16 protein-coding genes are annotated in these 21,583 nt (G+C 63.5%); 4 read left to right on the top strand and 12 right to left on the bottom strand.

Features of this window, described 5'->3' with window-relative positions; genetic code table 11:
- Positions 1 to 63: 63 nt before the first annotated feature.
- A complete protein-coding gene (locus CEW87_RS17930) occupies positions 64 to 669 on the bottom strand; it encodes a class I SAM-dependent methyltransferase (RefSeq protein ID WP_108975167.1) in 606 nt (201 codons plus the stop codon).
- Between the two features lie 276 nt (positions 670 to 945).
- Between CEW87_RS17930 and CEW87_RS17925 the strand changes: the two genes are divergently transcribed.
- Positions 946 to 3,681, top strand: coding sequence for a nitrate reductase (locus tag CEW87_RS17925; RefSeq protein WP_108975165.1), 2,736 nt, complete (start codon positions 946 to 948; stop codon positions 3,679 to 3,681).
- A 27-nt stretch (positions 3,682 to 3,708) separates the two neighbouring features.
- Here CEW87_RS17925 and CEW87_RS17920 read toward each other — a convergent pair whose 3' ends face one another.
- The 9 genes from CEW87_RS17920 to CEW87_RS17880 form a co-directional block, all read right to left on the bottom strand.
- Complete coding sequence (locus CEW87_RS17920; protein WP_108948399.1) at positions 3,709 to 3,927, bottom strand: hypothetical protein; 219 nt, start codon at positions 3,925 to 3,927, stop codon at positions 3,709 to 3,711.
- A gap of 30 nt (positions 3,928 to 3,957) precedes the next feature.
- Positions 3,958 to 4,659 carry a rhodoquinone biosynthesis methyltransferase RquA gene (gene rquA, locus CEW87_RS17915; RefSeq protein WP_108975163.1) on the bottom strand — a complete coding sequence of 234 codons (702 nt, stop codon included), beginning with the start codon at positions 4,657 to 4,659 and terminating at the stop codon, positions 3,958 to 3,960.
- A gap of 157 nt (positions 4,660 to 4,816) precedes the next feature.
- On the bottom strand, positions 4,817 to 5,998 hold the full coding sequence (gene purT / locus CEW87_RS17910) for a formate-dependent phosphoribosylglycinamide formyltransferase (RefSeq protein ID WP_108975161.1): 1,182 nt from the start codon (positions 5,996 to 5,998) through the stop codon (positions 4,817 to 4,819).
- Between the two features lie 81 nt (positions 5,999 to 6,079).
- A complete protein-coding gene (gene ettA / locus CEW87_RS17905) occupies positions 6,080 to 7,744 on the bottom strand; it encodes an energy-dependent translational throttle protein EttA (RefSeq protein ID WP_108975159.1) in 1,665 nt (554 codons plus the stop codon).
- A gap of 101 nt (positions 7,745 to 7,845) precedes the next feature.
- Positions 7,846 to 9,087: a hypothetical protein gene (locus CEW87_RS17900; RefSeq protein ID WP_108975157.1), complete on the bottom strand. Its 1,242-nt coding sequence runs from the start codon at positions 9,085 to 9,087 to the stop codon at positions 7,846 to 7,848.
- A 94-nt stretch (positions 9,088 to 9,181) separates the two neighbouring features.
- The gene (locus CEW87_RS17895; RefSeq protein WP_108975155.1) at positions 9,182 to 9,694 is read right to left on the bottom strand and encodes a glutathione peroxidase; all 513 of its coding nucleotides are present in this window, start codon (positions 9,692 to 9,694) and stop codon (positions 9,182 to 9,184) included.
- A 56-nt stretch (positions 9,695 to 9,750) separates the two neighbouring features.
- On the bottom strand, positions 9,751 to 12,414 hold the full coding sequence (locus CEW87_RS17890) for an EAL domain-containing protein (protein ID WP_234421576.1): 2,664 nt from the start codon (positions 12,412 to 12,414) through the stop codon (positions 9,751 to 9,753).
- Positions 12,411 to 13,445, bottom strand: coding sequence for a cytochrome-c peroxidase (locus CEW87_RS17885; protein WP_234421575.1), 1,035 nt, complete (start codon positions 13,443 to 13,445; stop codon positions 12,411 to 12,413). Before CEW87_RS17885 ends, CEW87_RS17890 begins: the two co-directional genes overlap by 4 nt.
- 155 nt (positions 13,446 to 13,600) lie before the next feature.
- A complete protein-coding gene (locus CEW87_RS17880) occupies positions 13,601 to 14,377 on the bottom strand; it encodes a ferredoxin--NADP reductase (RefSeq protein WP_108975154.1) in 777 nt (258 codons plus the stop codon).
- A gap of 97 nt (positions 14,378 to 14,474) precedes the next feature.
- Between CEW87_RS17880 and CEW87_RS17875 the strand changes: the two genes are divergently transcribed.
- Together CEW87_RS17875 and CEW87_RS17870 are read left to right on the top strand one after the other, a co-directional pair.
- Complete coding sequence (locus CEW87_RS17875; protein WP_108948392.1) at positions 14,475 to 15,401, top strand: LysR family transcriptional regulator; 927 nt, start codon at positions 14,475 to 14,477, stop codon at positions 15,399 to 15,401.
- A 67-nt stretch (positions 15,402 to 15,468) separates the two neighbouring features.
- Positions 15,469 to 16,611: a methyltransferase gene (locus CEW87_RS17870; protein ID WP_108975152.1), complete on the top strand. Its 1,143-nt coding sequence runs from the start codon at positions 15,469 to 15,471 to the stop codon at positions 16,609 to 16,611.
- A gap of 97 nt (positions 16,612 to 16,708) precedes the next feature.
- On the opposite strand, the gene CEW87_RS17865 is transcribed toward CEW87_RS17870, so the two are convergent.
- On the bottom strand, positions 16,709 to 19,321 hold the full coding sequence (locus CEW87_RS17865; protein ID WP_108975150.1) for a glycosyltransferase family 2 protein: 2,613 nt from the start codon (positions 19,319 to 19,321) through the stop codon (positions 16,709 to 16,711).
- Positions 19,322 to 19,587: 266 nt separating this feature from the next.
- On the opposite strand from CEW87_RS17865, the gene CEW87_RS17860 reads away from it, so the two are divergent.
- Positions 19,588 to 20,025: a hypothetical protein gene (locus CEW87_RS17860; protein ID WP_234421574.1), complete on the top strand. Its 438-nt coding sequence runs from the start codon at positions 19,588 to 19,590 to the stop codon at positions 20,023 to 20,025.
- On the opposite strand, the gene CEW87_RS17855 is transcribed toward CEW87_RS17860, so the two are convergent.
- Positions 19,927 to 21,537, bottom strand: a complete 1,611-nt coding sequence (locus CEW87_RS17855; RefSeq protein WP_108975148.1) for a beta-1,6-glucan synthase — start codon at positions 21,535 to 21,537, stop codon at positions 19,927 to 19,929. The two genes, CEW87_RS17860 and CEW87_RS17855, sit on opposite strands and share 99 nt — an antisense overlap.
- Positions 21,538 to 21,583 lie beyond the last annotated feature (46 nt).

The raw sequence follows: 21,583 nt of genomic DNA, 5'->3' as shown, positions 1-21,583 counted from the left end.
ACTGCGGCGGTCGGAGATCGCATCGAAATGTCAGTTGCAAGCATGCCTGAATAAGACGGGTGTTCAAAGCTTGCGCCACACGCTGGCAAGCCAGGGCTGTTGCGCGCACGGCAGACCGGGTGGCCGGTAGTAGTGATGCAGTTCGGTGAAGCCGGCACTGGCGAGTAACTGACGCCACGTCTCCAGATTGTAGTAACAGCCGTAGCGTTCGCCGCTGAAGCCTTCCTGATTGTCGCCACGCGGATTCGAACTGAACAGCACGCCGCGCGGCTTCAGTGTGCGATGCAACTGTGTCAGCACATCGGGCAGCGCCGGGCGCGGCACATGGAACAGCGAGGCGTTGGCAAAAACGCCATCGAAATGCCCGCTTGGCAGATCGAGTGCGATGAAGTCCTGGTGCAGCACCGCGCAGCCGGTGTCGACGCTTGCCATGCCGACAAAGGCAGCCGAACCGTCCAGCCCGACCGCCTGATGCCCGAGCGCGCTGAAATGCTTCAGGTCACGCCCCGGCCCGCATCCGAAATCGAGCAGGGTGAAAGGGGCAGGTCCTTCAATCGCACCCAGGAATGCGGCGTAGTTCTGGCTGACGTCGTGATCGCGGGTCCCGTCGCGGAATCCGGCGGCTTCGCGGTCGTAGTGTGCAATGGTGGGGCGGGTAAGTTCTTTCATCGATCCTGTTCGAGGGAGGGTTCCACGGCCCCGGGGCGCGATGCCGGCGACCAGCAAAATCAATTGGCGCCAAACCGGAACAGCCTACCATCTGCACCCGTGTGCCGGACGGCTGCGCGGCACGATTCGTGAAACCTGGCACGGTTTCAGTGCGCAGATCAGGGGCAGTGCACCGGATTGATGCGCGAATGGCCGGGCTTGCCCCGGAAGCGTGCCCGTTGCTCAGTGCCAAGCTGGCAAGCTTTCTGCTACAGCTCCTGCAACAAGGAGTCCAGCATGGCAGAAACGCGTTCCACCTGTTGTTATTGCGGCGTTGGCTGCGGTGTCATCATCGAGCATGAAGGCGATCAGATTACCGGCGTGCGTGGCGACCCCGCGCATCCGGCCAACTTCGGCAGGTTATGTACCAAGGGATCGACGCTGCATCTGTCGGCTGGACCTGAAACCCTCGCCGTCCGCGCGCTTCGGCCCGAGTTGCGCACTGCACGCGAGACCGCGCGTCAGGGGGTGAGCTGGGATGCGGCGCTCGATCACGTCGCCGACCGTTTTGCCGCCATCATCCGCGAACACGGGCCGGATGCTGTGGCCTTCTACGGCGCGGGACAGCTGCTCACCGAGGACTATTACGTCTTCAACAAGCTTGTCAAAGGCCTGATTGGCACCAACAACCTGGATACCAACTCGCGCCTGTGCATGTCGAGTGCGGTCAGCGGCTACAAGATGACGCTCGGCGCCGACGCGCCGCCGGCGAGCTACGAGGACATCGCGCACACGGACTGTCTGGTCATTGCCGGCAGCAACACCGCATTTGCGCACCCGATCGTTTTCCGCAGGGTCGAGGATGCGCGCAAGGCCAACCCGGCGATGAAGCTGATCGTGATCGACCCGCGCCGCACCGATACCGCCGAGGCGGCCGATCTTCATCTCGCGCTGCTTCCCGGCACCGACATCGCGCTCTACAACAGCATGCTGCATGTGATGCTGTGGGAAGGCCTGGTGAAACGCGACTACATCGACGCCCACACCGAGGGCTTCGATGCGATCAAGAAAACCGTGCGTGAATACACGCCGGCCATGGCGTCGGCGATCTGCGGACTGAACAAGAAGGATATCGAAACCGCGGCGGAGTGGTTTGCCAGCAGCCCGGCCACGCTCTCGATGTACTGTCAGGGGCTGAACCAGTATGCGTTTGGCAGCCACAACAACGCGGCGCTGATCAACCTGCACCTGGCCACCGGGCAGATCGGCCGTCAGGGGGCCGGTCCGCTGTCCCTGACCGGACAGCCCAACGCGATGGGCGGGCGTGAGGTCGGTGGTCTCGCCAACCTGCTGTCGGCGCACCGCGATCTGGCGAACCCGGCGCACCGTGCCGAGGTTGCAGCCCTGTGGGGCGTGGATTCGGTGCCGGAGAAACCCGGCAAGAGCGCGGTCGAGCTGTTCCAGGCGCTCAAGTCGGGCGAGGTGAAGGCGGTCTGGATTGCCTGTACCAACCCGGCGCAGTCGATGCCCGATCAGACCCTTGTGCATGAGGCGCTGGCCACTGCCGAACTGGTGGTGGTGCAGGAAGCCTTCGCCCACACAGAAACCTGCCGCCATGCCGATGTCTTGCTGCCGGCGACGACCTGGGGCGAGAAGGACGGCACGGTGACCAACTCCGAGCGCCGCATCACGCGCGTCCGGGGTGCCGTCCCGGCGCCGGGCGAGGCACGGCACGACTGGCAGATCGCGGTCGACTTTGCACGCCGGCTCGGGGTCGCGCTGGGCAAGGGCGAGCTTGCCCAGCGCATGTTCCCCTACGCCGACCCGGAATCGATCTGGAACGAGCACCGCGAAAGCACGCGCGATCGCGATCTCGACATCACCGGCCTGTCGTACGCGATGCTGGAGGCGGATGGCCCGCAGCAATGGCCGTTCCCCGAGGGTGCAAGCACCGGAAAGCAGCGCCTTTACAAAGACGGGGTGTTTCCGACCGTTTCGGGCAAGGCGCGCTTCGTGGTGACCGAGCACGCGATGACGGCGGAGTCGCCCAGCGCGCGCTATCCCCTGCATCTCATCACCGGGCGTTTGCGCGACCAGTGGCACGGGATGAGCCGCACCGGTCTGGTGGCGCGCCTCTACAACCACGAGCAGGAGCCGCTGCTGCACATGCACCCCGAGGATCTCGCGCGGCGCAGGCTGAAGGACGGTGATCTGGTGACGGTGCGTGCGCGTGGCGGCACGATGGTGGTCAAGGCGCTGGAATCGACCACCGTGCGCGCGGGGCAGTGTTTCCTGCCGATGCACTGGGGCGGTAACGCGATGTCCGGGCTGGGCTCGAACACGCTGATGCCGTCGAAGTTCGATCCGCATTCGAAGCAGCCCGAACTGAAGCATGCAGCGGTACAGGTCGAGGCCTTCGTGGCCGCTCACACGCTGGTGGCAATGCGCGCAAGCGGCGAGGCCGGCGCGGACAATCCGCATGCGCTGATGGAGCGCCTGAGACCCCTGCTGTCGGGCTTCCCCTATGCCAGTCTGACCCTGGCCGGACGCGAACATCCGGTGGTGGTGCTCAAGGCGCGCTGCGAGCATATCGAACCGGCGCTGCTGGCCGAACTCGATCGTGCGCTCGGACTGGACGATCCGCTCAAGACTCTGAGCTACAGCGACAGCCGTCGTGACATCGCAAAGCATGCGCGCGTGGATGGCGACCGGCTGACGGCCGTTCGTCTGGCGGGTGAGGCGCTGGCGTCGGACTGGCTGACCGATCTGATGGTCAGGCGCGAATCCGCTGCGCCGGTGCGCAACTGGCTGCTGGCGCCGGTCACGCAGCCGCCCGCGGGCAAGGTGATGCGTGGAAAGGTGATCTGCAACTGCTTCGACGTGTCGGAAGACGACATCCTGGCGGCCTTCCGCGCCGGCGAGTCGCTCGATGCCCTGCAGGCGCGAACCCGCTGCGGCACCAACTGCGGCTCCTGCGTGCCCGAACTCAAGCGTATGCAGAACGCCACGCCGATTTCCCGCGCTGCCGCCTGAGCGCGGTGTCGGGGGCGGGGTCGGTTCTCAGCGCTTGCGCTTGGGGGCCGGCCCGTATTTCTTGAACACTGCGCGGGCGTCGAGGTCCGCGCGTTCCTTGGTGCAGATCGACGGATCGTCGTCGTGGCCGCTGAAGAACTCATCTTCCTGCGCACGCATCACCATCGCAACGGCGTCTTCTTCGCTTTGGCCGAAATTCTCGTAGAGCAGGGTGCAGACTTCGTCCAGATGTTCTTCGTAGGTCATGTCAGTTTCCGGATGTTTTGGCGGTAGCGGTCAGGCCTTGCGGCGAATGGCGACAACATGCTGGTACAGCCCGCCGAACAGGGTGCGGTGTGTCCAGTCGAACTCGCCAGCGCGGCCCGACATCGATTCAATCGGGGTGTCGAGCAAGGAAGGTGCGTAGGGCTCCAGCGTCCGGAACACCAGGTTCATCACCGGAGCAAGCGGGTTCCAGCGCGCGCAGCGATGATAATCGACAAACACCGCCTTGCCGCCGGGTTCGACTGCGGCGAGCAGGTTGTCGACGATCTTCCGGCGCTGGTCTTCAGGGACTTCGTGCAGCAGAAAGAAACAGCACACCCCGTCATAGGTCGTGCTGCCCAGCGGCTCGCTCAGATCGGCCAGGCGGGCACGGGCGTGGGTATGCGCGGCCAGTTTCCTGCGCACATTGGCGATCTGGATCGGGGCCACGTCGACGACATCGAGCGCGCCGTTTTCGCCGACGCGTGCGGCTAGCATCGGTGAGAACGCGCCATATACGCAGGCGGCCTGCAACACGCGCTGCCCGGGCGAAAACTCCGCCACCGCCGCGCGCATCAGGCGTCCGGCATTGCCCCACAGAATCGCGGACACCACCACGCTGCGGTCCAGCCAGGGCAGAGTACGGTGGCTGAGGTAGGCCCAGGTATAGGTTTTTCGCAGGTAGTCGGGCAGGACGTCGGCGCTAGCGGCCGATTCGCTGGGGGGTGGGCTCATGGCGGCTCCATTGTATCGAGTCATGTCGGTGAGTCCGGGGTGCGACCATCGCCGTCGTGGCCTGAACGAACTTGCGGCGATCGACGTTGCAGCGCACAACGCCTTCAGTATGCCCGCATACGGCCGGCGACGAAACCGTCTGCCGGCCGTCCTGCGTTCAGCGCTCGATGCTGACTGCGCTCGCAGCCCGCAATGCCTTTGCGCGCGCGTCCTCGATACTGGTGTCGAGTGCGAGCGCGACACCCATGCGGCGCTGGCCCTTGATCTCGGGTTTGCCGAACAGCCGCAGGGCGGTATCGGGCTCGCTCAGGGCAGCGTCGAGATTGCCGAACACCGGCTGGGTCGAATCGCCTTCGACCAGGATCACTGCGGACGCTGCCGGGCCGTGCTGGCGGATGGCCGGGATCGGGAGGCCTAGAATGGCTCGCGCATGGAGCGCGAACTCGGACAGGTCCTGCGAGATCAGGGTGACCAGGCCGGTGTCGTGCGGGCGCGGTGAGACTTCGCTGAACCACACGTCGTTGCCCTTGATGAAAAGCTCCACCCCGAACAGGCCGCGTCCGCCCAATGCCTCGGTGACGGCCAGTGCGATGCGCTCGGAGGCGGCAATCGCTTCCGCTGTCATCGGCTGCGGCTGCCACGATTCCTGGTAGTCGCCTTTCTCCTGACGATGACCGACGGGGGCGCAGAAGGTGGTGCCGCCGGCGTGGCGCACGGTGAGCAGGGTGATCTCGTAGTCGAAATCGATGAAGCCTTCGACGATGACCCGGCCCTTGCCGGCGCGGCCGCCTTCCTGGGCGTAATCCCAGGCTTTGTGTACGTCGTCTGCGCCGCGCAGCAGGCTCTGGCCCTTGCCTGAGGAGCTCATGATCGGTTTGACCACACATGGGAAACCGAGGGCTTCGACTGCCGCCGCATAGTCTTCGAAGCTGTCTGCGAAGCGGTAGGGCGAGGTGGGCAGACCGAGCGTCTCTGCGGCGAGGCGGCGGATGCCCTCGCGGTTCATCGTCAACTGGGCCGCACGTGCGGTGGGGATCACCGTGTAGCCTTCGGCCTCGAGCTCGACGAGGGTCGCAGTGGCGATGGCCTCGATCTCCGGCACGATGTAGTGCGGCTTCTCCTGTTCGATCACTGCACGCAGGGCTGCGCCGTCGAGCATGCTGATGACATGGCTGCGATGCGCGACCTGCATCGCGGGCGCGTTGGCGTAGCGATCGACCGCGATCACCTCGCAACCAAAGCGTTGCAGTTCGATGGCAACTTCCTTGCCGAGTTCACCCGAGCCGCACAGCAGCACGCGGGTGGCGGTGGGGGAGAGTGGAGTGCCGATACTGGGCATGGTGGAGATCCCGAAAAATGTTCTGACATGAAGAGACCGCCGGGATTGCCGGCGGTCTCTTCCTGGTGCAGCGAAGCCCGCTTAACGCGAGATCGGCTTGTAGCGGATACGCTTGGGCTTGGCGCCTTCTTCACCCAGACGCTTGCGCTTGTCTTCTTCGTATTCCTGATAGTTGCCAGCGAAGAAGGTCCACTGCGAGTCGCCCTCGGCCGCGAGGATGTGGGTACAGATACGGTCGAGGAACCAGCGATCGTGCGAGATGATCATCGCGCAGCCGGCGAATTCGAGCAGCGCGTCTTCGAGCGCACGCAAGGTTTCGACGTCGAGGTCGTTGGACGGTTCGTCGAGCAGCAGCACGTTGCCGCCGGCGATCAGGGTCTTGGCCAGATGCAGACGACCACGTTCGCCGCCCGACAGGTTGCCAACGATCTTCTGCTGGTCGCCACCCTTGAAGTTGAAGCGGCCGATATAGGCGCGGCTGGGCATTTCGAAGCGGCCGACGGTGAGGATGTCGGCGCCGTCTGAGACGGCCTCGAACACGGTCTTGTCGTTGGCCAGACCTTCGCGCGACTGGTCGACGGCGGCGATCTTCACCGTGGAGCCGATGACGACCTCGCCGCTGTCGGGCTTGTCCAGGCTCTGAATCATCTTGAACAGGGTCGACTTACCCGCGCCGTTGGGGCCGATCACGCCGACGATGGCGCCGGGCGGAATGCTGAAGCTGACCTTGTCCATCAGCAGCTTGTCGCCAAAGGCCTTGGAAACGTCGTTGAACTCGATGACCTTGTCGCCGAGGCGCTCGCCGGGCGGAATGAAGATCTCGTGGGTTTCGTTGCGCTTCTGGTACTCGACCGTGGTCATTTCCTCGTAGCGTGCCAGACGGGCCTTGGACTTGGCCTGACGTGCCTTCGGGTTGGAGCGTGCCCACTCGAGTTCGGTCTTCATCGCCTTCTGGTGCGCGGCTTCCTGCTTGCTCTCCTGCGCCAGGCGCTCGCCCTTCTGCTCCAGCCAGGACGAGTAGTTGCCCTTCCAGGGGATGCCGTGTCCGCGGTCGAGTTCGAGAATCCACTCGGCGGCGTTGTCGAGGAAGTAGCGGTCGTGGGTGACGGCGACCACGGTGCCGGGGAAGCGGGTGAGGAACTGCTCCAGCCACTCGACCGATTCGGCGTCGAGGTGGTTGGTGGGTTCGTCGAGCAGGAGCATGTCGGGGCGTGACAGCAGCAGTTTGCACAGCGCAACGCGGCGCTTTTCACCGCCGGACAGGTTGCCGACAACGGCTTCCCAGGGCGGCAGGCGCAGCGCGTCGGCAGCGATTTCCATTTGCGTTTCGATATCAGCGCCGGCGGAGGACAGGATGTTCTCGTACTTGGCCTGGTCTTCGGCAAGCTTGTCGAAATCGGCGTCGGGTTCGGCATAGGCGGCGTAGATTTCCTCCAGCTTCTGCCGTGCTTCGACGATCTCGCCGAGGCCGGACTCGACCTCTTCCTTCACCGTCTTGGCGGGGTCGAGCTCGGGTTCCTGTGCAAGGTAGCCGATGCGCTGACCGGCGAGATGCTGGACTTCGCCTTCGTATTCCTTGTCGACGCCGGCCATGATGCGCAGCACGGTGGATTTGCCCGAGCCGTTGAGGCCGAGCAGGCCGATCTTGGCGCCGGGGAAGAAGGACAGGGAAATATCCTTGATGATCTGACGCTTGGGCGGAACGATCTTGCTCACGCGGAGCATCGACATTACATATTGGGCCATGGAATTCCGGAAGGGATGGACACTAAACCGTGGAGTCTACCCCAGCTGACGGGATGCCCGCCATGTGCCAATGGGGGCAGCGATGCGTTCGGGCGTGGCGGTCAGCGATACAGCGGCAGGGCGCTGATGCGGCGCTCGACTTCTGCGACCAGTTGACGGTAGGGGGCGCTCTCGGTGTTGCCGAAGCGGCGGCGGAATTCCGCCTCTGCAATGTACTCGGGTAGACCGCGAAGGATGGGCACGAGATCGGCGTCGCGTACGGGCGCAGCGAACACGGTGTCGATGCGTGCCGGATCGTCGGTGAGCAGCTTTCCGAAGCGGGTGCCTGCACGATCTGCAGCAAGGTCGGCGAAGGAGAATCCGCTGCCGCTACGGGCGTCCTCGAGCTCCTTGTACAGGCCGATGGCATCGGCGATCGGCTCGCCTGCCCAAGCCGAAAGTGCGGCCGAGATGATGAAATGCTGAGCGGTGTCCTCGCGACCGTGAAGCGTCAGTTCCCGGCGTGACGGACGCGGCCATGCGGCCGCTTCGGGAATGACTGCGGCAAGGTCGCGTCCTGCCAGATAGCTGGCTAGGACGAGGAGTGCGGCACGACGGCGGGCAAGGGACGCGTCGTCACCCCCCTGCAGCATGGGTTTGAGTACCGCAGGCAGGGGCAGTGCCTGTCCTTGCGCGCGGAAACCCAGCAGCCCCGCAAGGTCGCGCTGAGCGGCTTCGAGCTGTTGTGTGGTTTCGCTCGGAAGCGCCAGTGCGCGTGCGCGGCTGAGGAGTTCGGGCAGCCATACATAGGCAATGTCCACCCTGTTGCCGCTGGCCGCAATCGCAATGCGCCCGACAGAACTGCGGACGAGGCGCCATTCCTCGGCATATCCGCCGATGCCCGCAAGCACCTGGATGAGTGGCAACACCGATTGTGGCGGAAGGCTCAGACTGCCGACCCGGACGCTATCGATGCGAAGTTGCTTGCCGTCATCGCTCAGGTCGGCGCGCAGGTTGAGATAGCGTTCCACCGGAATCAGCGGCACAGGCAAAGTGACGCGGATCTCTGCCTGCCTGGCTGCGGCGCTGAATGCCGCCTGTCCGCCACCGAAACGCGCTGCGAGGTGATTGACGCCTTCGTCGATGAGTCTCGCTGGCACCATCACCAGCCGCGACTGGCCTGGCTGCAATTGCCTGGGGTCGTTGAGCGCGAGCAGGCGGCGGGCTTCCGCGACCGCAGCGGGCGAGATCGTTTCACTGCGGCGGACCAGTGCCGACGAGTCGAGGCTGGCCACGACCAGAAGGGACAGGCCGACGAGCAGCAAGGTTGTTGCCGCGGCCAGAGTGAGAAACAAGCGGCGCATGTCGAGACGGGACCTTCAGCTGCGTTACTGCGAGCCTGCCCGCAAGGTCAATGAATACGGCTGCGTGACGCGAACGCACATCCGCACAGGGGAATCAGGCATCCAGCAGGCTCTCGATGTCGGCAGTCATTGACGCAGGGGTCGTTGTCGATGCGTAGCGGCCGACGACGATGCCTTCGCGATCAACCAGAAACTTGGTGAAGTTCCATTTGATCGACTCAGTGCCGAGCACGCCTCTGGCGTTGTCCTTGAGCCATTCGAAGAGCGGGTGAGCGTTGTCGCCGTTGACATCGATCTTCGCGAACATCGGGAAGGTGACGCCGTAGTTCTTCTCGCAAAAGGTCGCGATGTCGTTCTCGTTGCCGGGTTCCTGCGAGCCGAACTGGTTGCACGGAAAGCCCAGTACGACGAATCCACGTGCGGCATAGTCCTTGTAAAGCGTCTCGAGGCCGGCGTATTGCGGCGTGAAGCCGCACTGGCTGGCGGTGTTGACGATCAGCATCACCTTGCCCGCGTATTCGGCAAGTGTGTGCTCCTGACCGTCGAGTGCGCGCAGCGGAATCTCGTAAATCGGCGTGTTTGCCGGTGTGTCCGGTGTTTCATCCATGATCTGGCGCTCCTGCAGAAAGGGAGGCCCGAGTGTGTCGTGGAGCGACGCTGCGGTCAAATGCTGGTGACTTCCTCGTGCAGCTTGGCAAGCACTGCGCCGGGCAGCCCCACACGACGTGCAGTCAGGGCTTTCTCGAATTCGGTTGCCGGGACCGGACGACCAAACAGATAGCCCTGGAACTGGTCGCACCCGTGCGCGAGCAGAAACTCACGCTGCGCCTCGGTTTCCACGCCTTCGGCGACCACCTTCATGCCCAGGCTGTGGGCCAGGGCGATCACTGCGGCGGCAATCTTGCCGTCGGTATTCTCGCGGTGGATGTCATTGACGAAGCTGCGATCGATCTTCAATACGTTGACGCGGAACTGCTTGAGGTAGGAAAGCGAGGAGTAACCGGTGCCGAAGTCGTCGATCGACAGGTCGATACCCATGTCCTGAAGTGTGTTTAGGGTTTCTATGGTGCGGTCGACATCGCGCATCAGCATGGTTTCGGTGAGTTCGAGCCCGAGCAGTCCGGCTGGCAGGCGGGTTTCGGTCAGTACCTCCTCGACCAGCGATGACAGTTTGCGCTGCGTGAACTGGTGTGCGGAGAGATTGACTGCAACCGGCACCGGCATCATGCCCGCGTCACGCCAGACCTGCAGCTGGCGGCAGGCTTCGCGCATCACCCATTCGCCGATTGGCACGATGAGCCCGGACTCCTCCGCCACGGGAACGAAGCGGCCCGGCGAGATGAGACCGAGATCGGGGTGACGCCAGCGCAACAGGGCTTCAGCGCCCACCAGACGCCCGGTGGTCGCGCACACCTTGGGCTGGTAGTGGAGTTCGAGTTCGTTGCGTTCCAGCGCGCCACGCAACTGGTTCTCAAGGAGCAGGTCGCCGAGTGAAGCCGAGTTCATGTCTGCCGAATAGAACTGATAGGCATCGCGCCCCTCGGCCTTGGCGCGATACATGGCGGCATCGGCATTGCGCAGCAACTCGGCCGGTGTAAGCCCATCGCCATCGAAAATGGCGATGCCGATGCTGGCCGTGACCGTAATCTCGTGGTCGCCCAGCAGGTAGGGGCGGCCCACGGTCTGCAGGAGCTTTCGTGCGACGATCGCGGCATCCTGGGGATGATCGATGTCGGGTACGACCAGCACGAACTCGTCGCTGCCCGGTCTGGAGACGGTGTCGGTTTCGCGCACGACAGAGAGGCAGCGGTGTGCGACCTGCTGCAGCAGGCCATCGCCGAGATCGTGTCCGAGCGAGTCGTTGATGGTCTTGAAGCGGTCGAGGTTGAGCAGCAGCACGGCGGTGTGGCTTCCGACCCGGCGCGATTGCAGGATGGCCTGCTCCAGCCTGTCCTGCAGCAGCAGGCGGTTGGGCAGGTTGGTCAGGCTGTCGTGGTGTGCAAGGTGGTGAATGCGGGCCTCGGCGCGCTTGCGCTCGGTGATGTCGGAGAACAACCCGATATAGTGGCTTGTCGCGCCGTCCTGGTTGCGCACGGCCGTGATCGACAGCCACTCCGGATAGACTTCGCCATTCTTGCGCCGGTTCCAGATTTCGCCCTGCCATTGACCGCGCCGGTCCAGGGCGCGCCACATGTCGCGGTAGAAGTTTTCGGGCTGACGGCCGGATTTCAGCATCGACGGAGAGCGTTCGAGCATTTCCGCCGTCGTGTAGCCGGTGATTTCGCTGAATGCCGGGTTCGTCGCGACGATCCGGCCTCTGCCATCGGTAATCAGCATGCCTTCCGATGCATTGGTAAACACGGTCGCATAGAGCTTGAGATCATGCTGGGTGCGATCCAGCGTCGCGATGCGTTCCTTGAGCTGCCGGTTTGCCAGCGCCAGGTCGCCGGACGTCCTGGCAAGCCGGAGCATGACGAGCGCCAGATAGCCGGCAAGAACCAGCGCCAGCACATAGAGGCTGACCCGGTAGTTGTGGGCGGTACGCGAAGCCCGCTCGTAGCCGTGGGCATAGGTCTGCGCCAGTTCTTCGCCGAGCGCTGCAGTCGGCATGGCCAACGTCTCGCGGGTCAGCGTGTCGAGAATCGGCTTGCGCTCGAGGATCACACGGCCATGCAGCAGCACGTTCGTCATCTGCTGTTGATGCGCCCCTTTCAGCTGTGCGACGATCGACTCCAGCTTCGTCATGCTCTCTTCAAGCCTCTGTGCGAGCTGCGCGTCAGCGGTATGTGCATGCGTCATTACGCCCCGCACGAAGATCCCGATCGGCCGGGTCTGCGCGATCGGTGCAGTGTCGTCACCGATCAGGAGGTCGGTTGCGAGTGGCAGATAGGCAAGGGAGTTGCGGAGCACCGAGTGCTCGCGCTTGAACAGGTCGATCTGGCGGATCTTCTGTTCCAGGACATCGCGGTATTGTGCGATGCGGTTCAGTACCTGAAGACGGTCGTTGGCGGACAGAAAGCCGGGGACGTCCTCGAGTTCGGACACAACCTTGTGCAGTTCGCCGGTTGCCGTGCCGATGGTATCGAAGTCAACCTGAAGTCCGACGCGGCTGGCCAGCACCGCAGCGTTGAGTTCGGCGTCGGCCTGACGCAACAGCCTGAGTTCGCGCGCATAGTGCTCGTGCGCCTGGGGTGAGATCGCATCTGCGCGCAGGAACAGCCAGCTCAACAGGCTGGCTGCAATGACGATGGCCACCATCATCCACGCAAACCCGCTGCGACTGATGATGGTGGTGGGCGGCAGCGTGAGCCGTTCGTGGGCGCTCACTTCAAGGGTGCTCCGCGAAAACTGCCGCTGAGAGTGTGCAGAAAGGCCACGAGAAGCCGGCGGTCTTCCTTGCTGAGCGTCCGCCCGAGCTGATAGCGCGCCATGATCTCTACAGCGTCATCAAGCTTCTCGACGCTGCCATCGTGAAAGTAGGGGGCGGTGAGCGCGACGTTGCGCAGACTTGGAACACGGAAGACGTATCGGTCTTCCTGTCGGCCGGTGACATTGAAACGGCCGAGGTCGGCCGGGGTGCTCATGCCTTTGTCGGCAAAGTAATCGCCCATCACGCCGAAGCGCTGGAACAGGTTGCCGCCGACATTGACGCCCTGATGGCAACTGGAACAACCGAGACGCTTGAAACGGGCGTAACCCTCGATCTCATCGGCGCTGAGCGCGTCGGTCTTGCCACGCAGGTACTGGTCGAAGCGGGCGCCGGGCGTCAGCAGGCTGCGCTCGAAAGCGGCCAGCGCATCGGCGATCGTTTCCGCGTTGATGCCTTGTGGATAGACCTCGGCGAACAGGCTGCGATAGTCATCGCTTTTATTCAGGCGTTCGACCACCAGGCTCCAGTTGGAGCCCATTTCCACCGGATTATGAAGCGGCCCGGCGACCTGCTCTTCAAGTGTCGCAGCCCGTCCGTCCCAGAATTGAGCGAAGTTCAGACCGGCGTTGAACACAGTCGGGGCGTTGACGGTGCCGAGTGCGCCACCTACCCCTCTGGAGGTGGGCAGACCGTCAGCGCCGGCTCTGTCGAGCGGATGGCAGCTGGCGCAGGAGATCGTGTAATCGACCGAGAGCACGGGGTCGTGAAAGAGGCGTTCTCCGAGCGCGGCACGAAGTGGATCTGCACCCCGCGGAGCGGTCGGCAGCGGGGAGATCGGCTCCGCGCGCCGAATCGCATCGGCCATCACCAGAGCGGTGGGCGATGGGGAGGCGGCCGATGGCGCTTCGCGCCAGGTCAGAATGACCAAGGTGGCAGCAAACGCGGTCAGCAGGCCAGCTATAACGAAATTAGGCGTACTGTTCTTCACTGCGGCATCTTACGTCCGCAGAGTTCAATCAATTTGATACTGATCAAGGAACTTGAGAATTCTTCGCAGTACCAGATAAAAATATAACTACATCTTTCGTAGTACGTCTTTTGTGTGCCGGTCCGAATTAAGAATACAAGCGGACCGGCGGGCGGTCAGCGTTCCACGAATGCGCGTTCGATCACATAGTCGCCTGGTTCGCCGATGCGTTTCGAGATCTGGAAGCCCTGTTCGTCGAGCAGGGTGCAGCAGTCGGCGAGCATCGACGGACTGCCGCAGATCATGGCGCGGTCGAGCGCGGGGTCAAGGGGCGGCAACTCGCAATCGTTCAGCAGCTTTCCGGAGCGGATGAGGTCGGTCAGGCGCCCGTTGTTGCGGAAGGGTTCGCGGGTGACGGTCGGGTAGTAGATGAGCTTTTCACGCACGGAGTCGCCAAACCAGGGGTTCTCGGGCAGGTCTTTCTCGATGAAGTCCGCGTAGGCGAGTTCGGACGTGTGGCGCACCCCATGGATCAGAACGATGCGCTCGAAGCGCTCGTAGGTTTCCGGGTCCTGGATGACGCTGATGAACGGTGCCAGGCCAGTTCCGGTGGACATCAGGTACAGGTTGCGACCGGGGCGAAGGTCATGCAGCACCAGCGTGCCGGTGGGCTTCTTGCTGATCACGATCGGGTCGCCTTCGCGCAGGTGTTGCAGGCGCGAGGTGAGCGGACCGTCCGGCACCTTGATGCTGAAAAACTCGAGGTGCTCCTCGTAGTTGGGGCTGGCGATGCTGTAGGCGCGCGTCAGCGGACGGCCGTCAAGTTCGAGACCGATCAGGACGAACTGACCGTTCTCGAATCGCAGGCCGGGGTTGCGGGTGGTGCGGAAACTGAACAGGGAATCGTTCCAGTGATGGACGCTGAGGATGCGTTCCTGATTCAGATTGCTCATGATGCGCTCTTGGGTAAATGAGTGATGGGCGAAGTTTACCGGCGCTTCTTTACCTGAATGGTGGATAATTCAGCTAAGCCTTACCGGTTTTATAAATATGAAGTACACCCTTCGCCAGATTGAAGCCTTTGTTGCCATCGCCCGCAGTGACAATGTGTCGCGTGCCGCCGAAGCGCTCAATCTGTCGCAGTCCGCCACCAGCGCGGCGCTCGCCGAACTGGAGAACCAGTTCGAGCATCAGCTGTTCGATCGTCACGGCCGGCGTCTGCACCTGAACGAGCAGGGACGTCTGCTGCTGCCGCGCGCGGTGGAGCTGCTGGACCGTGCGGAGGAGGTGGAGGCGCTGTTGCGTGGAGAGCGCGGACTGGGAAGCCTGCGGGTCGGGGCAACGCTGACCATCGGCAATTACCTTCTGCCGCTGATTGTTTCGGGCTTTCTGCAACGACATCCGGAAAGCCATGTTCAACTGCAGGTGCAGAACACGGCCAACGTGGTGGCCCAGGTACTTCATCATGAAATCGATCTTGGCCTCATCGAGGGGCAGGTTCTCGATCGCGAGATCGAGATCGAACCCTGGGTGGACGACGAACTGGTGGTGTTCTGTGCGCCGTCCCACCGCCTGGCGCAGCAGTCCACTGCGACCTTGGCCGAGATTGCAGCCGAGCCGATGATCCTGCGCGAGCGCGGATCGGGGACCCGCGAAACCTTCGAGCAGGCCTTGCGTCACTGGGAGGGGGGGCTGAGAGTCCAGCTCGAACTTGAGCACACCGAGGCAATCAAACGCGCGGTCGAGAGCGGACTCGGAATCGGTTGCATTTCCCGGCTGGCGCTGCGTGATGCGTTTCGTCGTGGCAGCCTGGTTCCGGTAGAAACGCCTGAACTCGATCTGCGGCGTCGTTTTCAGTTCATCTGGCGTCGCGGGAAGTACCATACGGCAGCCATCAGAACCTTTCTCGACGATTGCCGGGCGCTGACGTCCGGCGCACAGCGCAGTCACGAAATTTCATTGCCCGCGGTCCCCTGACCGCCGCATTTTCATCCTGCTGCGCCGTGGTGCGCGCAGGTCTTCAATCATTCCGGAGTTTCCGACCATGACTGATCTCCAGTTGAGCTGGACCGAACAAGACGAAGCGTGCACTGCGCGCTGGCATTCCGAGAGCGGTACGCCGCCACCGCGTCGCGTGCAGATGGCCGACGACACCATGAACGCCGATACGGCCTTCCGTCTTGCGTGCGAGGGTACGGCCCTGCTGTGGCGCGGCGACTTCCAGAATGCGCGCCTGTTGTTGCAGGCGGTGGCGCGACGCGCCGAACCGAAACCGAAGAAGGCTGCACGAAAGAAGGCCAAGGCGGCCGATGTGACGCCGGCCCATGCCTTCCACCTCTATCGGCAGTCGCAGGCACAGCGTGCCCGTATTCTCGGCATGCTGCTGATTCCCGTGGGCGAGGATTACATCATTCCGCTGCGCCGCGCACCGGATATCAGCGAAGCCTGCGTTGAGGCTTACGGCGAGAGCACGGGGCCCTTTGTCGTTTCCCTGCGTGAATTGCTCGGGGTCGTCAGTGCGCATGAGTGGCGCAAGAAGGGCGTTGAGATTCCGGAGCTCGGTGCGCGGATCCATGCGCACTACGGCGTGTATTCGCCGGTGCGCGGCGAATATGTGGATCTGGTTGCGAAAGCGCCGCTACCGGGCAAGGCGCTCGCGTTCGACATCGGCACCGGTACCGGCGTGCTGGCAGCCTTGCTGGTTCGGCGTGGCGTGGCACGCGTGATTGCGACCGATCAGTCGCCGCGCGCGATCGCATGCGCACGCGACAATATCGAGCGCCTCGGCATGAGCGGCAAGGTCGAGATCGAGACCACCGACCTCTTTCCTGATGGCCGCGCATCGCTGGTGGTATGCAACCCGCCCTGGCTGCCGGCCGCTGCCAGTTCCCTGCTCGAGCAGTCGGTGTACGATCCCGACAGCCGCATGCTCAAGGGCTTCCTGAGCGGACTGGCGTCACACCTGACGCCGGGTGGCGAAGGCTGGCTGATCCTGTCCGACCTCGCGGAGCACCTCGGCCTGCGCAGCCGCGAGTTCCTGCAGGAGGAGATCGCAAAGAATGGCCTGAAAGTCGTGGCGCGCTCGGAAATCCGGCCCCGGCATTCACGTGCCACGGATGAGTCCGATCCGCTGCACCATGCCCGGTCGGCAGAAATGACCTCACTGTGGCGGCTGGCGGCGGCCTGAGCCTGCACGGGTTCTGCCGTCCTGCCCACGGGCGGGCACCAGCAAAAGAAAACGGCGGGCCTGAGCCCGCCGTTTTTTCGTCTGTCGTTTGCGACCGTCAGTGCGCCGGCTGCAATTTGCAGTCGCTTTCGGCGGTCTGGCGGTCGGGCATGTAGGCGGCCACCTGACACGCAATGGAGGCGACGTAGGGGATGCACTGCAGGCAGAGGATGCCGACCCACAGCTGGGTTTCGAGGTTGTCGGCACCGCGGGTCATGACCAGCGAAACCGCACCCAGGATCAGCGCCAGCAGCATGCCGATCTCTTCCCGGATCGGGCCGAAGAAGGCCAGCGCACCCTTTGCCTTCCAGCCCTTGGGCGTAACGACGAACTCGCCCTTCTTCTTCGCCAGGCCGGCAAACACGCCGCGGGCGATCGAGTGCGCAAGTCCGACCGAGAGGATGGATGCGCCGAGGATGTCCCTCCACGGGCAGTCCATCGTGCGGCGATAGAGGATCGGTCCCAGCGCGGCCTTGAATGCCATGAAGCCAAGAATCGGGAAGGCCAGCGCAGTGACCGGCAGTCCGAAGGCCTTGGGGAAGGCGAGGATACCGAGCGTCCAGATCAGGCTGCCGAACGCAAACACCAGTTGCAGGGCATCTCCCAGCCAGGCGAACCAGCCCGTCAGGAAGTGATAGCGCTGCGCCAGGTTCAGCGTGCTGCGGCCGACCATGTGCGGCAGGTGGTTCTTGAGGATCTGCATTGCACCAAAGGCCCAGCGGAAACGCTGACTCTTGATCGCGGCAAAGTCCGACGGCGTCAGGCCGCGGCCGAGGATGTGATCCACGTAGCGGGTGTCGTAACCCTTTTCAATCAGGCGCAGGCCGAGCTCGGTGTCTTCACAGATACACCACTCCGACCAGCCGCCCACCTCTTCGAGCGCGAGCCTGCGCACCAGCGTCATGGTGCCGTGCTGGATCAGTGCGTTGCGCTCGTTGCGGTGGTGCATGCCAATGCGGAAGAAACCGTCGAACTCCCAGTTGCACATGCGGCGGAAGGGCTGGGTTTCCCAGTCGCGGTGGGCCTGCGGCGCCTGCACGACAGCGACATCGGGCTTGTCAAAGTGCGGAATGAGACAGGACAGCCACTCGGGGTCGACCACGTAGTCGGCATCGACCACACCGACGACTTCGGCGCGCGGGTCGGTGACCTTGAGTCCGTAGTTCAGCGCACCGGCCTTGAAGCCTGGCCAGTTCATCAGGTGGAAGAAGCGGAAGCGCGGGCCGAGTTCGGCGCAACGCTTTTCCAGCGGCTTCCACAGGGCGTCATCCTTGGTGTTGTTGTCGAGGATGAGGACTTCGAAGTTGGCGTAGTTGAGTGCGGCCAGGCTGTCGATGGTGGCGATCACCATTTCCGGCGGCTCATTGTGGCAGGCTAGGTGAATCGACACGAAGGGCTGCTCGTCGGGTGCATGCGGCGGCAAGGGCATGAAGCGGCGGCGCCACTTGTCCTTGAACAGCATTTCGCCGAACTCGAAGCCATGCGACAGCAGCACGGCCGCCGTCATGCCGGTCGCGGCAATGAGCATGCCGAGTCCGATCAGGTCGCGCTGGGTCAGGTAGTAGTCCACCGGTACGTTGAGGCCGACGATCAGCGTCGACACACAGGCCTGGATCATGCCAGCAAGAAAGATGCGTCCGGCGATGCTCCAGTCGGTGAGGAAGAAGGCAATCAGGAACATCGGCAGCAGCGCAAGGACGCCGGCGTTGCTCGCTTTCTTGCTCCAGTGCGGATCGCGCTGAACCAGGCCCTCAAGCGCAAACTTGGGCTGGCGGTCGGCGTTGAACATGCCCCAGTAGGCGCCGGCCCAGCCTTCGATTTCGACTTTCCACGGCTGGTCGATCGCTTCCATCAGGAAGTAGTCGATACGGGCGGTGCGGGGGTTGGCAAGGAACTCGCGGATGAAGCGGGCTTCGTTGTCGAGCGAAGGTACGGCCGCGCCGATGACCGGCCCCTTGCTCGGCCAGCCGATCTCGCCAACGACGATCTTCTTCTTCGGGAAGGTTTTTGCCAGTTCGTCGTAACGCTCGAAAGCGTAGTTCACCGCGGCCTCGACCGGTACGCCTTCGTGGTAGGGCAGAAGGTGAACGGTGATGTAATCGACGTGCTTGGCCAGTTCCGGGTACTTGAGCCAGACGTGCCAGGGTTCGGCAGACGACACGGGCTTGCGCAGTTCCTTGCGCGCACGGTCGAGATAGACGATGAGCTCTTCCGGGCTGAGGTCGCCGCGCAGAATGGATTCGTTGCCGATCATGACGCGCTCGACGTGGCGCATCTTGCGTGCGGCCTCGACGAGGGCATCGATCTCGCGATCGTTCTTTTCCTTGTCGCGGTCGAGCCAGGCGCCGGCGGTGACGAGCAGGTCGCGTTCGCCTGCGATGGCGAGCAGGCTCGGCAGGTCGGTGACGCCGTAGGTGCGCAGGTTGTCAGCTGCGCTGGCGAGCAGGTCGAGGTCGCTACCAAGCTGGGCATCGGTGGGATAGGTGCCGAGCAGCGGGCTTTGGTCACGCTGAAAACCGTTGTAGGCGAATCCCTTGATGCTCTGGGTCGCACCTGCAACTTCGGAACCACGGTTGAATTGTTGCCAGAGCCAGTACTGTGCGAGTGCAACAAGCGCGGCGATGGCAAACGCGAGGGCCAGGCGGTACGTGAGCGAGGCGGCGTTTTTCATGTCTAAAGCGTTTCCAGTCAAGGGCTTGTAGGCCCGGATCAACAGCGAGCACGGCTTTGTGGGCCCGAATTGAAGCGTGTCATCAGGCGCGCTTGCGCAAACGCACTCCGGGCCCGGCTTATGTGACAGAATCCACGCCGTCCGTTCCAGCTTCAACGGGCAGCATTTTATTCAGTATTTCAGTCCCTTAGGAGATTCTCTGGGGGCTGATTTGCAACAGGACGTATTGCGGGCGCATTACGATTGATTTGTAAGGGAAAAGCCGGGTGATTGGTAATAATTTGTTCAAACATGGCGGCCGCTCAGTGCTCGTTGCGGGCCTTGTTGTGCTGTTGATTGCAGTGGGGCTGCGTTACGGGGTGATCGAGAACGGTCTGCTGCCGCGTGATTGTGCTGCGCCCGGCCAGGACACTGGCCTTGCATGTACGCTTAAGTGGCTGCTGGTGCAGACTTTTCACCAGCAGCGCATGGGCTGGTTCAGCCTGATTTGCGGAGGGATCGCGTTCATGCTGTCCTGCCGCAAGCTTGCCTGGGCAGGCTGGCTGAGCGGTATCGGTGGCCTGCTGCTGTACAGCTACGATTACGCTGCAGTCGGCGGGCTGCTGTCACTGCTCGTGTTGCTGCGTCCGCGCAAGCGCGGGCAGGGCGAACACGAGGCCGGTGAGCAGCCAGGCGATGGCCTGCGGGTTGGCGGGCTCAGGTAGCCAGCGACCGACGACGGCAAGGACGATGAGCGCGGCGCAGACGCGCTCGGCACGTCCTGCAGCCGGACTCCACCACGCGATCACCCCGTACACGCCCGCCGGCGCCAGATAGAGCAGGGTCGGGAAGTCGCGATAGCGCGCATCGGCAAACAGCAGCAGCGCGGCGATGGCGGCTGCGAACAGCAGTACGCCACGCAGCGCGCCGAGCGTGTTGGCGGCAGAAAGGTCGCCGTGACGCAGCGCCGCCCACGCCGTTTCCGCGCGTGGCAGGGCAGTCCCTTGCCAGCACGCCAGCGCGAGGGTCGATAGAACAGCAGCGACGGCCACGGCGCCGAGCACGATCCATTCGGTTGTATCGCGGTAGGCCAGGTGTGCGTGTTCCCAGTGCAGTACCGCAAGCAGACCGGTCGTTGCGCCGCTCAGCGTCAGCGCTGCGATGCGCAGCAGCGAGGGCTTGCCAGCGCGCGACACGACGGCAAGGAGCAGGGCGAGCACGGCACCGACCGCGGCTCCGCCAATCGGCGTGGCAAGGTCGTCGCGCTCGGCAACCGGGCCTGAAAGCGGAAACTTGGCGTTCAGGGTCTCTGCATCGAGCATGCCCCAGAAACCGCCGACGGTGCCTTCGAGGCGACGTTTCCAGGGCTGGTCGATGGCCTCGATCAGGTTGTAGTTCCAGCCGCTGGCGTGTGCCTGGTGGATGAATTCGCGAATGTAGCGCGCCTGATTGACGCGGGACGGCTTCGACTCCTCACGCTGACGCCCGGCGCTGGGCCAGCCGGTTTCGCCAATCAGGATGCCCTTGCCCTTGAAGTGCTCACCGACCTCGGTGCGGATCTGGGCAACGTGCACGATGGCCTTTTCGATATCGACCGGCTCGTCTTCCCAGAAGGGCAGGATGTGGACGGTGACGAAGTCGACCGCGTCGGCGAGGCTGTCGTTTCGAATCCAGAACTCCCACACGTCGGCATAGGTGACGGGCACTTCAGTCCTGGACTGCGCGTAGGCGATGTGCTCGCGCATCTCATCGACGGTGCGCTCACGTCGCAGCAGAACTTCGTTGCCGACGATCAGTGCCGTGACCACGTCGGCATTGTCGTTGGCGACCTTGATCGCATGATCGAGCTCGATCTGGTTCTTCTTGCGGTCGTAGCCGATCCAGGCCCCGACGAGCACCTTGATGCCGACCTCGCGGGCAACCGATGGCACCTGATCGAGGCCCTGGTCCACCGAGTACAGGCGCACGCACTCGGTGATCTTCGCCAGCGCAGCCAGATCGTCCGCGATCTGCTCGCGCGAGATCATCGCTTCCGGGTCGAACGGCGTCTGCCCGGGGCGATGGTAGGGGGCGTAGGACACGCATTTCAGCCGCTCGCCACCGGCAAGCTGGAGGTCGTGCATCGGCACCGGTCGGGTTTCCGACGTCACCCAGGCGAGTAGCGCTACAAGGCCAGCGAGATGGGTGATCAGCAGGGCGATCCAGAGCGATCGGCGGGTCGGGCTGGGTGAGGTCATCGGTAGCCGGTTTTCGGTGAGAAGGTGATGAGCAGGGGTTTGCATG

The organism is Parazoarcus communis (assembly GCF_003111665.1).
GTDB lineage: Bacteria > Pseudomonadota > Gammaproteobacteria > Burkholderiales > Rhodocyclaceae > Parazoarcus > Parazoarcus communis_B.
This window is presented reverse-complemented; position numbering and strand designations above follow the sequence as displayed.